The sequence below is a fragment of the Rubritalea profundi genome, from assembly GCF_002954445.1.
In the GTDB taxonomy this organism is placed as follows: domain Bacteria; phylum Verrucomicrobiota; class Verrucomicrobiia; order Verrucomicrobiales; family Akkermansiaceae; genus Rubritalea; species Rubritalea profundi.
Genome location: NZ_MQWA01000001.1, coordinates 2,780,982 through 2,794,867 on the forward strand (window position 1 = coordinate 2,780,982; position 13,886 = coordinate 2,794,867).

The window sequence follows — 13,886 nt, forward strand, 5'->3', positions numbered from 1 at the left end:
TAACTCTAACTTGATGCTGGCTGATGCAGAGGGAGGCTTCCCCTCGCCAAACTATATCGCGCCAATCGACACCTAGAATATGTCAGTTAGGTAAACTTAGCCTTCTTGATCACGTCGATGGCTGCGTCGAGGAATAGCTCAGGAAGCGCTGGGTGGATGTGAATCATTTTTGGCAACTCGCGGATGTCATTTTTCAAGTGCATCAGCATGAGGATCTGGTGAATCAATGTTGACGAATCTGGGCCTATGAGGTGGCAGCCGAGAACTGCATAGGTGTCTGGGCTGATGAGCAGTTTAGTGCGTGGGTAGTCCAGTTTGCTAGCCATCGCGCGGGCGCTAGATTTCCAGTCGCGTAGAGTGGATACATAGTTGATGCCTTTGTCTTGGAGTTCTTTTTCAGTGAAGCCGACAGATGCAACTTCAGGTTCCGTGAAAATAGCGTGTGGCACGGCACCGTAATCGAGAGCCTCAGTCGAGCCTTTCAAGATGGACTGGCGTAGGTAATGGATGTCGTAACTAGCGGTGTGCTGGAGAATATAGTTTCCTGCAATATCACCCGCAGCATAGATACCAGGAACTGTTGAGCGAAGGTGGTCATCAGTCTTAATGAAGCCGCGATCATCTGTTTCAATGTCAGTGTTCTCTAGTCGAAGAGTATCAGAGTTTGCGACACGGCCAGTGGCGAAGAGTATGCGCTCACTGACGTGCTGATGGTTGGAGCCATCTGGGTGACTGAACGTGCAGGTGAACATTTCCCCGTCATAGGTCAAATCGCTCAATGACGATTCATAGTAGACTGGAGTGTGGTGTTCGAATTGCTCTTGGAAGATAGGAGCGAGTTCTGGATCGATACGTGGCAGTAGAGTTTTTCCGCGCACGTGGATGCTAGTCTCGGTGCCGATGGCTGAGAAAAACGCTCCAAGTTCACAGCCTATAAATCCGCCACCAATGATGGTGAGTGAGGCTGGAGGTGTGTTCTTTAGTGGGCAAATATTATCACTAGTCCAGACTGGGTACTCTGAATAAGGTGCTGGACGTGGACGTGTACCAGTCGCAATAACGATAGTCTCCGAGGTGATCTGAGCGACTTCTTCACCGTCTTTACCAGAGATGAGGACCTCATTGTTAGATAGGAATGAGCCCGTGCCGCGATAGAGGGTAATGTTGGCTGGTAGACGGGACTCATAGCGTGGATCGACTCCGCTGATCCATTCTGCGACTTCGTCAAACATCTTCTGGCGATCTATGCCGTTGATTGTGGCATCGATATGGTGGCGTGAGGCCTCGCGCACGCGGCGAGCAGCCTCAGCATAACCGATCAGCAATTTTGATGGCACACAGCCGCGATTTGGGCAGGTGCCACCCAATGTATTTCGCTCGATGAGGGCTACTTTTTTGCCTTCCTGAGCAGCAGCAATGGCGAGTCCAGAAGCGCGGCCGCCACCGATGATTATGAGATCAAATTTTTCCATGGTAATTTTTGTTAAAGAGAGAGTTTGGCATTAGGTTCATCTAGCTTATGCCTTGTTATGAGTGAAGGTGTGCTGATTTATTCCATTGGGTATGATCCTTGCAGTGAGGGCACTCTGGAATGATTTCGTTTTCCTGTAAGTCAATTTCTGTAACCGAGCATGCTGAGCATTTTAGTTGAGCGTCTTCTGCCGCGCGCATCCCAGAATCGAAACGCAATCGAGCAGCGGTGGCGGAGTAGATGGAGACCACCAAGGGAACACAGTAGGTGAGAAGTGCCTTTAGGATGTTGGGCGAGTCGAAGTCTAAATTGATAAGGTTAAGTAGTCTCCCGACAATGAGTGATGTATAAAAACCACGAAGCAGACTACTCCGATCTAGAGCGGTTTTGATAAAGAGTGAAGACTGCGACATGGAATGATTTTGTTGTCAGATGCTGCGTTTAGCCCAGGCCGCAATCAGATCGGCCGCTTGCTCAGCGGCACCGGGCTTGAGTAGCAAGTGATCGGTGTTCGTGAGGGAGACGAAGCTCTTTGGATGCTTTGCGGCACTGTAGATTGCTGCAGCATTGTCGATGCCGACGATGTCATCAGTGGGTGAGTGCAGGATCAGGAGATCGCGTTTGAGATTACCTATATGGCATGGTTGGCAGTGGTTTTCGACATCGTCGAGGAAGCGTTTGCCGATTTTGAAAGGACGGCCAGCGAGACTGATCTCAGCGCTCCCCTTGGTTTTAATTTCGTCTAGATGTTGAGAGAAAAGGTGCTGTACGTGAGTTGGGTCTGCAGGAGCCCCGACAGTAGCAATCGTTTTCACCGAAGGGAGAAGGTGAGCTGTGGCGAGTACTGCTGCGCCGCCGAGCGAGTGACCAATCAAGATGCTAGGTGCGGCGAATTTTTCTTCTAGATAGTTAGCCGCTGCGACGAGGTCTTGCGTGTTGGTGAGGAAGGAGGTCTCCGCGAAATCTCCTTCACTTCTACCGAGTCCCGTGAAGTCAAAGCGCAGAGTGGCGATGCCTTGCTTTGCTAGAGCATTAGTGATGCGTGTGGCTCCACGGCTGGATTGACCACAGGTGAAGCAGTGCGCAAAAATGGCGTATGCTCGAGGTGTCTCGGCGGGTAACTCTAGAGTTGCTTATAGCGAGTTGCCTTGCTGATTGGTGAAACTGAGAGTCTTTCTACGAGGTGTTATAGCTTGGCTAGCTGAGCTTCGAGTTTTTGATGTACATTGAGCTGCGTCCAAAGTGGAGTGAGCTCTTCGCTCCAGCCGTTAGCCGCTGTCAGGATAATGGCGATGATGATTGCTCTAGCGGCGTTGTCACCGCCAGCGAGCGCGTTCTCGTTTAGAGCTTGACTGAGATCTGTTGGGTTTCTGAGAAGATAGAAAAGTGTCAGCGGGAATGCCTCTGGGTGCTGGCAGGTTAGGCCGAAGTTAGCTGCGACTTTGAGGTGCTCTGTTGAGTCGAGAGCAGCTTTAGCTTTTTCTAAATAGGCCGATGCGTCGAGGTGAGCGTAGTTGTGCTGCGCTGCGAACTCTAGCGCCTCGCTGAGGCTGGAGCCATTGAGGAGGAGCAGAGTGACGCGAGCAAAATACTCAGCGCTGTCCACAGTCTCAGGATCGCTGTGAGAAAATTTCACGTGCTGGCGAACTGCTGCAATACTCGCAGCTTGATCCGCAGTATCTAAAAATGCGATGAGTGAAAGAGCGAGTGCTGCGCCAGCTGAGTCGTTCGCCACGGAAGCGGGCGAGGTCTCAGGAGAATTGAGGTGATCGATGGTTTGCTGAGTTGCTCCATCGACGTAGCTCTCAGTATTGTTCCAGAACTCTAGCCAAGTGTGCTTGTAGAGTGAGTGACTCCATTTTCCGCTCAGCGCATGTGTATTGAGGATGAGAGTTAGAACGTCACCGTAGTGAGTAAAATCACCAGCAGTTTTCCCTGGATGATACTTGGTGGCTGGCGCCGCTAGTGTAAACACTCCATCAGCAAACTTACGCGCAAGCGCCGATTGATTGTAAACCCAATGTGGGCCGAGATTGAGCGAATCAGCGACCAGCGCTGCCTTTAAAAGATTTGGGTGGTGGATCATGGAGTTATATTTATGTGAGTTACTCGACTTCGGGGATACTCGGTTGTTGTTGGGAGATACAATGCATTGCACCGCCTTCCCAGACTATGTCGCGGCAATCGATTCCAGCAACTAATCTATCAGGAAAACATTCGCGAAGGATTCCTAGAGCGTGGTCGTCATTTTTAGCTTGCGCGAAAGTGGGGACAAGGACGGCGTCATTGAGGATGAGGAAATTGGCGTAACTTGCTGGTAGCTGATCGAGCCTCCAGTTTTCTGCGATCAGTGGATCGGGCATTGTTAGTTCGACTGTTTCTACTCTGGAGCCACTGACAGTGCGTAGATCTTGCAGTATCTCTAAGTTACGCTGGAGTATCTTATAGTTCGGTTCTTGGCTGTTTTTTTCTACAACACTGACAATGGCGTCTTCTTTGACAAAGCGCGTGAGATCATCGATATGGCCGTCTGTGTCGTCTCCTTCAATTCCTGAAGGTAGCCAAAAAATGTCGCTGACTCCAAGAGCCTTGCGAAGCTCGGTTTCCACATCAGACTTCGACCACTCAGGATTCCTGTTAGTATTGAGAGCGACAGCCCCCGTGGTGATGAGAGTTCCAGCTCCGTTGCCTTCTATGGCTCCGCCTTCGAAGAAAAGTGGTGAGCGATAATGTTCGGCTTTGGTCGCGGTAGCCATCTGAGCCGCGACAGCATCGTCGAGGTCCCATGGTGGAAACTTTCCGCCCCAGGCATTGAAGTTCCAATCGACGGCTCTGAGCTTATGAGTATTTTTGTTGATGACAAAGGTAGCTCCGTGATCTCGGCACCAGACATCATTGGTGGCATGGTTGTGGAGAGTGATGTTACTTAGTTCGCAGTTAGAAGCTGCTAGGGTCTTTAAAATCCCTTTGTGTAACGACTCGTGAGCATTGATAGAAACCTGCTGAAATCGCGCAGCTATAGTGATGATGTGAGCAAACTGATGCTGAATCTGCGCAAGTTTTTCTGCCGGCCAAGTGTCTGACCTGTGCGGCCATGAGAACCACACATGATCTTGTTTCTCCCATTCCGCTGGCCAGTGGAGGTGTTCGATTTGTGGGCTCATTTGAAATTAGTCGATGAAGCGTTCAGTGATCTGGCTGTAGCTGCCGATTCTGCGGTCTCGGAAAAACGGCCAAATCCGGCGATGTTCTTCTAACGCCTCCATGTCGAGGTCGGCTGTGAGGATTTTCTCTTCTGAGATCGGTGCCTTAGCGATGACTTGTCCATAGTGGTTTGAGACGAAGGACTGTCCCCAGAATTCTGTGTTACCTTCAGTGCTGGTGCGGTTGATGGCAACGACGTAGCAACTGTTAGCAACAGCATGACCACACTGGACAGCTTGCCAGGCGTTGTGTTGGGCTTCGCCTAGTTCGGCCTTTTCTTCAGGGAGCCATCCAATAGCGGTTGGGTAAATGAGGATTTCAGCCCCCTTGAGGGCGGTGAGTCTGGCGGCTTCTGGGTACCATTGGTCCCAGCAAATCAAGACTCCTATTTTTCCAAACTGGGTGTCGAATGCCTTGTATCCAGTGTCGCCTGGGGTGAAGTAGAACTTCTCTTCAAATCCCGGGTCTTGAGGGATGTGCATTTTCCGATAATGGCCGAGGTAGGAGCCATCGGCGTCGATCACCCATGCAGTATTGTGATAGAGACCCGTCGCTCGCTTTTCGAAACCACTGGCGACAATGACCACCCCTAGTTCTTTGGCTAGGGCTTGGTGGCTCTCAGTGAGAGGTCCAGGCAATTTGTCTGCTAGATCAAAGTTGCTGGTGTCCTGAGTGGTGCAAAAGTACTCGGTGGTAAAGAGTTCTTGGGTGCAGATGATTTGTGCACCCTCAGAGGCAGCCTGACGAATGGCTGCTTCGGTTTTACGAATATTTTTCTCAGGCTCAGCGAAGGCGGTGAGCTGAAGCAAGGCAATGCGTGGCATGGTATTTTACAGCGGTGCTCTAGTCATTGGTCAAGGGTCAATAGTCAAGGGGCTCTGCTGATGAAGCGGAAAGGGACTAGTGGACGCTTAGATTTTGAAGTTTGGGCAGTTTTCTAGGAAACTTTTCGGGTTGTCGTAGATGACGCGCTCAATGGTTGCTTTGTCGTACTGGCGTTTGCCCATTTCTAGTGCTGTTTTGACGACGGCGAGTGGGTCTGAGACGCCCCAGTCGCAGGCTGAGTTCATCCAGATGTTTTCCATACCAAAGTTTTCGAGGATATCGACGGCGCGGGCTGGAGTGCACTTCGATTCTGGGTAGAGGGTCATTCCCGCCCAAAAACCATTATCTAACACTAGGCCAGCGGTGTGCTCTTCTACGTGGTCGATCACCACACGTGAGGAATCGACGTTGGCATTTTTTAGAGCATCGATGATCAGCTTTGTCCCTTTGAGTTTGTCTTCAAGGTGGGGGGTGTGGATGAGAATTGGTTGGTCGTATTTTTTAGCGATTTCAACATGCTCTTCAAAGATCGCGAGTTCGTTCTTGGTGTTCTTGTTGAGACCAATTTCACCGATGCCTAGTACTGTTGGTCTGTCGATGAACTCAGGGATAAGAGAAAGAACTTCACGGGCAAAGCCGGCGTCTTCTGATTCCTTTGGGTTGATACAGAGCCAGCAAAAGTGGGGGATGCCAAATTTGGCAGCTCGGGCTGGTTCGTATTCGGTGAGTTGGCGGAAATAGTCGTAAAATCCTTGGACTGAAGCGCGGTCGTAACCGGCCCAGAATGCGGGCTCGCAAATAGCTTCACAGCCAGCCATTGCCATTTTCTGATAGTCATCCGTGGTGCGGCTGACCATATGGCCGTGTGGTTCGATGTATTTCATTTCTATTAAGGAAAAGGGAAAAAGGTGAGAGGATAAAGAGAATAGTAGACTACTGGCTGTTGATGAGTGACTCATCCGGGGCGCCGAAGGCTCCTTGAATGGTGGCGGCCGGGATGGGTGTTTCGCTGTGGTCAGAGAGAGCTAGCAGGACGGCTTCTGCCCGCGATTTGTCACCGGGGTTCTGCAGAGCCACGAGCGCTTTGTAAAATCCAGCGACGCGAAAGTCTTCTTCTCCTTCGTGACGATCTAAGCGATCGAGATAGGCTGCTATTTCTATCAAGTCACGTCGGGCGGGCATGAAGTAGAGATCTAGTATGTCTTTCTTACTGGGCATGGCTTTATTCTAGTGCTGATTCTTGTGAATAGCACGGAAGAATTACATCTTTTCAAGAGGGGGAGCTCAAAGCTTAAAGCTCTAAATAATTGTACTTAGCGTAATCTAACGCTGAGGACGCAGGCCGGTGATTGGAGTTCTTTGAGGTAGAATGGGTGGTAGTTGCCTTTGCTGACCCAGAGGCCTGAGGAGTTTCCGGCGTTGAGCTGGTAGGCGGTGGTGTAGCGGATATTGCCCTTTCTACTGATGTGTTGAAGGGCTTTGGCCAGCTGCTGTTGGCTGATGGAGGGAGCGTATCCGATAGCCCATAGGTTCGCTCCATTGTGGAGCAGGAAGGTGCGTCGAGCGTGGTGCTTGCCATCGAGTCCGGCTGGGTTTCCGGTTTGAGAGAGCAAACAGGGGCCAATGGCTGATCCCGCATTTTTACCAGCAGTGACTTTGAGTATGCCTTGTTGGGTGATGAGGGTGAATGTCTGCTCAGGTGAGGGAGTACCTAGGGCCACACCTGCGAGGTGGCTGCGGGTGTGGATGGCTGATTCGATGCGCTTTGGTTTGGAATGGAGTTGGGCGGGGTTTTTGTGCGCATCGAAGTGATAAAGATGAAAGGAGAGAGAGCGGCCATCATTGTTCACCGGGGCATCGAGCTTTTGATATTGTGCCGAGGCGATGGTGATGCTGAGGAGGAAGAAGAGCAGAGCTTTCATTTCTTAGTGAGTAGGAGGAAGTTTCGAACGGGTTTATTCCACAGTGCGCGGAATGTCTTGTCGCCGTTCTGAACTGACGGGGAGACCCATAAGTCAGAGGAGCGGCCTCCGTCAAGGTTGATGGCGTGATAGATGTTTACGTTGGCTAGGCGCTTTCCTGTCAAGGCTTTGCCAAGTTGCTCGAGTGTGGCACTTTCGGCGTAGCCTATGAGCCAGTGGTAAGAGCCATCGGTGGCGAGAAATGATCTGGTACGTGGGTTTTTACTGGAGAGTCCAGAGATAGCTGCTTTGCGGTAGCTGAGCATCGGGCCAGTTTGCAATAAATAAGTCGGAACTAGTTGGCTGCGGATGCGGCTAAGATCTGATTTCCGAGCGATACCAGATTGCTTGCCGTTGGTGTAAAAAAAGCCAGCACCGAGCGAGGAGTTGTTGATCAATCCTCGGGGTTTTCCGTCAGCTATGACGAGGCCGAGTGGTGAGCCATCGGGATTAAAGAATCCTGCATTGATGCAGGCGTGAGCACTTTTGGCTTTGCCTACACTTGAGGCAGTCGACCATTGGCTGGCTGGGCCAGAGGCTTGGTCGATGACTTGTAGTGCGCAGTTACGGGTGTCAAAGCTGACGAGGTGGAGTCGCACGCCATTGCTGGTGACCTTGTGGTAGCTAGGCTGGAGTAGTGGCTGGTTGTCTTCCTCGTCAATGACTAGTGCCTTTGGTGCTGCGTGAATACTGGCTGATAGAGCCAAGCTAATGGCTGCAGCTATCAGCGGGTGCTGACGACTCACTGAATGTAATATCCTGTCCAAGATGTAAGAGCTAGGTGTTTGGCTTGCGCGCGGTGGCGAGCAATGTCTGGAAATGTGGTGGCTCATCTTCTTTGTCGACGATGGCAGTTTCCACGTTCTCGAATCCACTATCCTCTAACATCGAGGTGATAGAAAGCTCAGAAAATCCTAGCCAGGTGTCGAAGTACATTTCACGCGCTTGCTCGAAGTTGTGTTGGAGTAGATCGAGGACGACTAAGGTGCCTCCAGGCTGGAGGATTTCGAAAGCCTTTTGCAGTGCGCGCTCAGGGTGCTCAGCGTGGTGCAGGGCTTGGGAGAAAATCGCGAGATCGACTGAGCTGGGGTCGATCGGTGGGTTCTCGATGTCGCCGAGTCGGTATTCTAGATTGGGTAATTTGTGGTCTTTGGCGAGCTGTTGGCCGAACTCGACCATCTTTTGCGAGTTGTCGACGGCGATGACCTTCTTTGCTCGTTGGGCGAGGAGCTGGGAAAGTGTGCCTTCGCCAGCACCGAGATCCGCGACAACATCGTAGTTGAGGATTTTGAGGAATGCTTCTGCCAGTCCTTTCCATGATCGACCAGGAACGTATTGGCGGCCGAATTTGCCCGCGAGTTCGTCAAAGTAGGTGCGAGCTCGATCCTTGCGTTTGCGCAGCGTGAGACGAAGAGCGGCGCGGTCAGTGGGGATTTCAGGGATTTCCTCAGCGGCTTGGCGGGCGACCTGAATCAAGGAATCCGGAGCGCTGGACGAATACAGGTTGTTCTTTCCAACGCGTCGGTCGCTGACGAGACTTTCCTTCTTTAGCTGAGAAAGCTGAGTGGAGATCCTGCTTTGGCCCATGCCTAAAATAGATTGCAGCTCAGCCACACTAAGTTCCTCAGATTCCAACAAAATAAGCAAACGCAGACGGGTGGGATCGGAAATGAGTTTTAGAGAATTTAAAATTGACGGCATTAGGATCTGGGTTATAGCTACACATATCAACGCATCAAGATTTGATGATGCAACTCTATAATTCATGAATCAATCCTACATTTTCTCTTCGGAGTCCGTAACTGAAGGCCATCCTGATAAAATCAGTGATACTATCAGTGACTACATCGTGGACCGCTGTCTCGAGCAGGATCCTAATAGCCGCGTGGCGTGTGAAACTCTGGTGAAGGACAATATGGTTGTGCTCGCTGGTGAGATCCGCACGGATGCAAAATTCAACTACCAGACAGCAGTTTACGAAGCTATCAAGGAGATCGGATACACCCACGATGACTGCGATTTCCATGCTGAAAAATTTGTATTCATCAACGCGCTAGGCCAACAGTCTACTGACATCGCACAAGGTGTGGATGATGTGGAAGCTGAAGGTAAGGATCACGATGAACAGGGTGCTGGAGATCAGGGCCTCATGTTTGGTTACGCTTCTAATGAAACAAAGGAGCTGATGCCAGCTCCGATCATTTACAGCCACCGACTCGCGCAAGAAGTGACACGTATCCGCAAGGCTGGCGAACTAGCTTGGCTCCGCCCAGATGCTAAAACTCAGGTTTCTTGCCGCTATGTTGATGGCAAAGTGACTGAGATTACAGCTGTAGTGATTTCCACTATGCACGCAGACGGTATCAGCCACGCAGAGATCGTCGAAGCGATGACTGAAAAGGTAATCAAGAAGGTGCTTCCACAAGAACTCATCTCAGAAAATACTGAACTACTCATCAACCCAACTGGTAACTTCGTTATCGGTGGACCCGTTGGTGATTGTGGTCTTACTGGCCGTAAGATTATTGTAGATACCTACGGTGGCATGGGCCGCCACGGTGGTGGTGCTTTCTCTGGTAAAGATCCATCAAAGGTGGACCGCTCAGCAGCCTACATGTGCCGTTGGGTTGCTAAGAATATCGTGGCCGCTGAGTTGGCTGATAAGTGTGAAATCCAGGTGGCTTACGCGATCGGACACCCGCACCCAGTAAGTATCAGCATCGATTGCTTTGAAACTAACAAAGTTGATGAAGACGCCATCATCGCAGCTGTGAATGAAGTGTTTTCCTTCAAGCCTGCTGACATCGTATCTCAGCTCAACCTACTGCGCCCAATCTACAGCAGAACAACGAACTACGGTCACTTCGGCCGTGAAAACGCAGACCTTCCTTGGGAAGAGACTGACAAAGTCGATGCCCTCAAAGCTGCAATTAAATAACTCATTCTAACACTCACAAAAACTAAAACTATTATGTCTACTGCAACACTAAAAAAAACTAGCGACTACAAAATCGCTGACATCAGCTTGGCGGGCTTTGGCCGCAAGGAAATCGATATAGCTGAACACGAAATGCCGGGTCTCATGTCGATCCGTGAAAAGTACTCCGCAGAGAAGCCTCTGCAGGACGTACGTATCATGGGTTCACTTCACATGACAATCCAGACAGCAGTTCTCATCGAGACTCTGGTAGATCTCGGTGCTGACGTACGTTGGTGCTCATGCAACATTTTCTCTACTCAAGACCACGCTGCTGCAGCGATCGCTGAAGCTGGTGTTCCAGTGTTCGCTTGGAAGGGCGAGACACTTGAAGAGTACTGGGACTGCACATGGAATGCTATCGTAAACCTCAAGGGCGAAGGCCCTGAACTCATCGTCGACGACGGTGGTGACGCAACACTTTTCATCCACAAGGGCTACGAGCTTGAGAATGGATCTGATTGGGTAAACGAGCCAGCAGAATCTGCTGAAGAGCAGGTGATCAAGAATCTCCTCAAGAAGGTGCACGCTGAGCAGCCAGGAATCTTCGCTAAGATTATTGCTGACTGGAAGGGTGTTTCTGAAGAGACAACTACTGGTGTGCACCGTCTCATCCAGATGGCTGAAGAGGGCAAACTCCTCGTTCCAGCTATCAATGTGAACGACTCTGTTACTAAATCAAAGTTCGACAACCTCTACGGTTGCCGTGAGTCACTCGTAGACGGCATCAAGCGTGCTACTGACGTGATGATCTCTGGCAAAGTCGGCGTTGTTTGTGGTTACGGTGACGTGGGCAAGGGCTGTGCTCAGGCACTCCGCGCTCAAGGTGCTCAGGTTGTTGTGACCGAGGTCGACCCAATCTGTGCGCTTCAGGCTGCAATGGAAGGCTTCCGCGTTCTCACAGTAGAAGACACACTCGGCTGGGGTGACATCTACGTTACCACTACTGGTAACTACAACATCATCCGCCTCGAGCACATGGAGAAGATGAAGGACCAAGCAATCGTCTGCAACATCGGTCACTTCGACAACGAGATCCAACTCGACAACCTCAACAATGCTCCCGGTGTTGAACTGCTCAACATCAAGCCGCAGGTGGATCGTTACACATTCCCAACGGGCAACTGCATCTATATGCTTGCTGAAGGTCGCCTCGTGAACCTCGGTTGTGCAACCGGCCACCCATCCTTCGTGATGTCTAACTCTTTCGCCAACCAGATACTCGCTCAGATCGACCTCTGGAAGAACAAAGACAACTACAAGGCCGGCCAAGTCACAGTGCTGCCTAAGCACCTCGACGAAGAAGTAGCTCGCCTCCACCTCAACAAGATCGGAGCTAAGCTCACAACTCTTTCACAGGATCAAGCAGACTACATCAACGTACCAGTCGAAGGCCCATTCAAGCCTGAGACGTATCGTTACTAATCAAGTAACGAGTAGTCAGTAGCAAGTGGCTAGCATCAATCAACAGCGTCAACTCGTTAGATCGAGTTGGCGCTTTTTCGTAGAAGAGGCTTCCAGCCTCTTTAATTGTTGGTTTATGGAGCCTTCTCAGTTCAACCGACTTCTACTCGAAAATTACAAGAACGGCAGCGATTGTAGTTCCCGAAGGTTCCCTTAAAGATTGAAAGCTAGCAGGGGAGGAGTCTTCAGCTGAGCTTCGTGAAGGGAACTTGTCAAAAGCGGCTGCTGATTTTTTAAGTTTATATTAAATATTGTCGGGCTAACTTCAGCGCATGCGCGTATTGGATTATCCAGCAGAGGTACGAGGAATCTTATCATTTGATTTTGATGGCACTCTATTTCTTCCTGAGAATGAGGTGGTTTTGGAGCCTGTATTTTATGAGACAATTGAAAAGCTGCGTCAGGATGGATGGCTCTGGGCAATCAATACGGGTAGGTCATTGCTCTTCATGCTAGAAGGGTTTGAGCAAAGTAGCTTCCCCTTTTCACCTGACTTCCTAGTGGCGCGCGAGCGTGAAATCTACACACCGGGTGACCGTTTTGGACGATGGCATAGGCTAGAGGATTGGCATGAAAATTACATGAGAGATACCGCTCATTTTATGAAAGAATCAGCTGGATTCATCGACCTTATGAAACAATACATTGAGGATGAGACTGCAGCCCAGTGGATTGAGGAAGAGGGGGATCCGGCTGGCATTATTGCAAGTTCGGAAGATGAAATGATAGTCATTGCGGAATTTGTGGAAGAGCAACGAAAGAGCTATGATCTAGTTGGGGTGTTGCGAAATTCGATCTACATGCGCTTCACCCATAAGGATTACCATAAAGGCACTTCATTACAGGAATTGGCAAGGAGGCTGCAGGTGCCAGTCGAGAGAGTCTTTGCCATCGGCGACGGCCACAATGACATTGATAAGCTCCACCCAGATGTCGCTGGGATGATTGCCTGTGTCGGAAATTCCCAACAAGAGGTGAAAGACTATGTCAGCAGCCATGGTGGCTACGTGGCAAAGGCACACGGCAGCTTGGGCAGCGTCGAAGCTCTCAACTACTTTTTAGCTTAGCCACCGGCAACAGGTGGAATGAAGACGACTTCATCACCTGCTTTGAGTGGAGTGGCCCAATCTGAAAAGTCGTCATTGATCGCTAGCATCAGCTGCTTTTGTTTGTGCGGAAAGGCGTGGCGAGATTTGAGTTCTTCGTAGAGGCCGGACGACGTGACGGAGTCAGTGGTGACCGATTCCTCGTCGCAACCAGCAAGTTCACGAAGTTGAGCAAAATAGCGGACGGTGATTGTTTTAGACATACGAGAATGGGTGAGATGACTGCGGACCTCTAATGTGTCAGCTGGGCTATTAGCATTATCGAGCGCGTGTGGCGACTTTAGAACGATGAGTTTAGTGTCGATGGTCTCTAGCACCTTGCGTGGGCAGCGAGATCCATTTTTGACTGCCTGGCTGATGGCTTCGGCCGAACTGGGTTCGTAGATCGCGCAAAGCGGTTCAGCTCGGTGGTCCACTCGGCTGCGGTAGCTAGTCGCTTGGTTGTCCCTCGTTGAACTGGCTATTAGTTCGGCAATGGTAGGAGACTCGAGTAGTGGAAGGTCGCAGGCAATCACTAGCCAACGGGCGTGCGGGTGGGCTTGTTGCGCCGCATGGATGGCGCAGAGCGGGCCCTCAGCGGGGTCGATGATGGCGTCCACACCAAATTCTTGATCGGCACGGTGGCTCAGAAAGGATTTCTCGCAGTGCTCACTGAGCAGGCTGTGCAAACGTATCCACTCAGGTTGGTCGTCACGGTAGATGAGCTGGGCCTTATCCTGACCCATGCGGGTGGATTTGCCGCCGACGAGAAGGAGTCCGTAGAGTGGTGCTGCCATGATGAGAGTAGTAGTGGGCTATCTAGCTACTTCGAGCAATAGTGATTTTAGAGGAAATGATATCAGATGCACTAAGTTGCCGGTCATCACCTTCTCATCTTG

Annotated in this window: 15 protein-coding genes; 3 read left to right on the forward strand and 12 right to left on the reverse strand. The window is 50.7% G+C overall.

The features are described from left to right. Positions 1 to 86: 86 nt before the first annotated feature. The 11 genes from BSZ32_RS12220 to BSZ32_RS12270 form a co-directional block, all read right to left on the reverse strand. A complete protein-coding gene (locus BSZ32_RS12220; RefSeq protein WP_105043672.1) occupies positions 87 to 1,472 on the reverse strand; it encodes a dihydrolipoyl dehydrogenase family protein in 1,386 nt (461 codons plus the stop codon). 55 nt (positions 1,473 to 1,527) lie between these two features. Beyond that, positions 1,528 to 1,884: a hypothetical protein gene (locus tag BSZ32_RS12225; RefSeq protein ID WP_105043673.1), complete on the reverse strand. Its 357-nt coding sequence runs from the start codon at positions 1,882 to 1,884 to the stop codon at positions 1,528 to 1,530. 15 nt (positions 1,885 to 1,899) lie between these two features. Then, positions 1,900 to 2,562, reverse strand: a complete 663-nt coding sequence (locus tag BSZ32_RS12230; protein ID WP_105043674.1) for an alpha/beta hydrolase family protein — start codon at positions 2,560 to 2,562, stop codon at positions 1,900 to 1,902. A 95-nt stretch (positions 2,563 to 2,657) separates the two neighbouring features. After that, complete coding sequence (locus BSZ32_RS12235) at positions 2,658 to 3,557, reverse strand: ADP-ribosylglycohydrolase family protein (RefSeq protein WP_105043675.1); 900 nt, start codon at positions 3,555 to 3,557, stop codon at positions 2,658 to 2,660. 19 nt (positions 3,558 to 3,576) lie between these two features. Then, positions 3,577 to 4,635: an agmatine deiminase family protein gene (locus tag BSZ32_RS12240; RefSeq protein ID WP_105043676.1), complete on the reverse strand. Its 1,059-nt coding sequence runs from the start codon at positions 4,633 to 4,635 to the stop codon at positions 3,577 to 3,579. A gap of 6 nt (positions 4,636 to 4,641) precedes the next feature. Then, positions 4,642 to 5,499 (reverse strand): carbon-nitrogen hydrolase, encoded by an 858-nt coding sequence (locus tag BSZ32_RS12245; protein WP_105043677.1) that lies wholly within the window; start codon positions 5,497 to 5,499, stop codon positions 4,642 to 4,644. 87 nt (positions 5,500 to 5,586) lie between these two features. After that, positions 5,587 to 6,384, reverse strand: a complete 798-nt coding sequence (locus tag BSZ32_RS12250; protein WP_105043678.1) for a TatD family hydrolase — start codon at positions 6,382 to 6,384, stop codon at positions 5,587 to 5,589. A gap of 49 nt (positions 6,385 to 6,433) precedes the next feature. After that, positions 6,434 to 6,718, reverse strand: coding sequence for a hypothetical protein (locus BSZ32_RS12255; protein WP_105043679.1), 285 nt, complete (start codon positions 6,716 to 6,718; stop codon positions 6,434 to 6,436). A 95-nt stretch (positions 6,719 to 6,813) separates the two neighbouring features. Next, entirely contained in the window at positions 6,814 to 7,422 is a 609-nt protein-coding gene (locus tag BSZ32_RS12260) for a hypothetical protein (protein WP_105043680.1), read from the reverse strand. Beyond that, positions 7,419 to 8,228, reverse strand: a complete 810-nt coding sequence (locus BSZ32_RS12265; RefSeq protein ID WP_165788816.1) for a phosphodiester glycosidase family protein — start codon at positions 8,226 to 8,228, stop codon at positions 7,419 to 7,421. The genes BSZ32_RS12260 and BSZ32_RS12265 overlap by 4 nt, the downstream gene beginning before the upstream one ends. A 10-nt stretch (positions 8,229 to 8,238) precedes the next feature. Continuing rightward, positions 8,239 to 9,162 carry a metalloregulator ArsR/SmtB family transcription factor gene (locus BSZ32_RS12270; RefSeq protein WP_105043682.1) on the reverse strand — a complete coding sequence of 308 codons (924 nt, stop codon included), beginning with the start codon at positions 9,160 to 9,162 and terminating at the stop codon, positions 8,239 to 8,241. Positions 9,163 to 9,226: 64 nt separating this feature from the next. On the opposite strand from BSZ32_RS12270, the gene metK reads away from it, so the two are divergent. The 3 genes from metK (at position 9,227) to BSZ32_RS12285 (ending at position 12,969) form a co-directional block, all read left to right on the forward strand. Next, positions 9,227 to 10,399, forward strand: a complete 1,173-nt coding sequence (gene metK / locus BSZ32_RS12275) for a methionine adenosyltransferase (protein WP_105043683.1) — start codon at positions 9,227 to 9,229, stop codon at positions 10,397 to 10,399. Positions 10,400 to 10,432: 33 nt separating this feature from the next. Then, the gene (gene ahcY / locus BSZ32_RS12280) at positions 10,433 to 11,863 is read left to right on the forward strand and encodes an adenosylhomocysteinase (RefSeq protein ID WP_105043684.1); all 1,431 of its coding nucleotides are present in this window, start codon (positions 10,433 to 10,435) and stop codon (positions 11,861 to 11,863) included. A gap of 311 nt (positions 11,864 to 12,174) precedes the next feature. Continuing rightward, positions 12,175 to 12,969 carry an HAD family hydrolase gene (locus tag BSZ32_RS12285; RefSeq protein ID WP_105043685.1) on the forward strand — a complete coding sequence of 265 codons (795 nt, stop codon included), beginning with the start codon at positions 12,175 to 12,177 and terminating at the stop codon, positions 12,967 to 12,969. On the opposite strand, the gene BSZ32_RS12290 is transcribed toward BSZ32_RS12285, so the two are convergent. After that, the gene (locus tag BSZ32_RS12290) at positions 12,966 to 13,784 is read right to left on the reverse strand and encodes an NTP transferase domain-containing protein (protein ID WP_105043686.1); all 819 of its coding nucleotides are present in this window, start codon (positions 13,782 to 13,784) and stop codon (positions 12,966 to 12,968) included. The two genes, BSZ32_RS12285 and BSZ32_RS12290, sit on opposite strands and share 4 nt — an antisense overlap. Positions 13,785 to 13,886 lie beyond the last annotated feature (102 nt).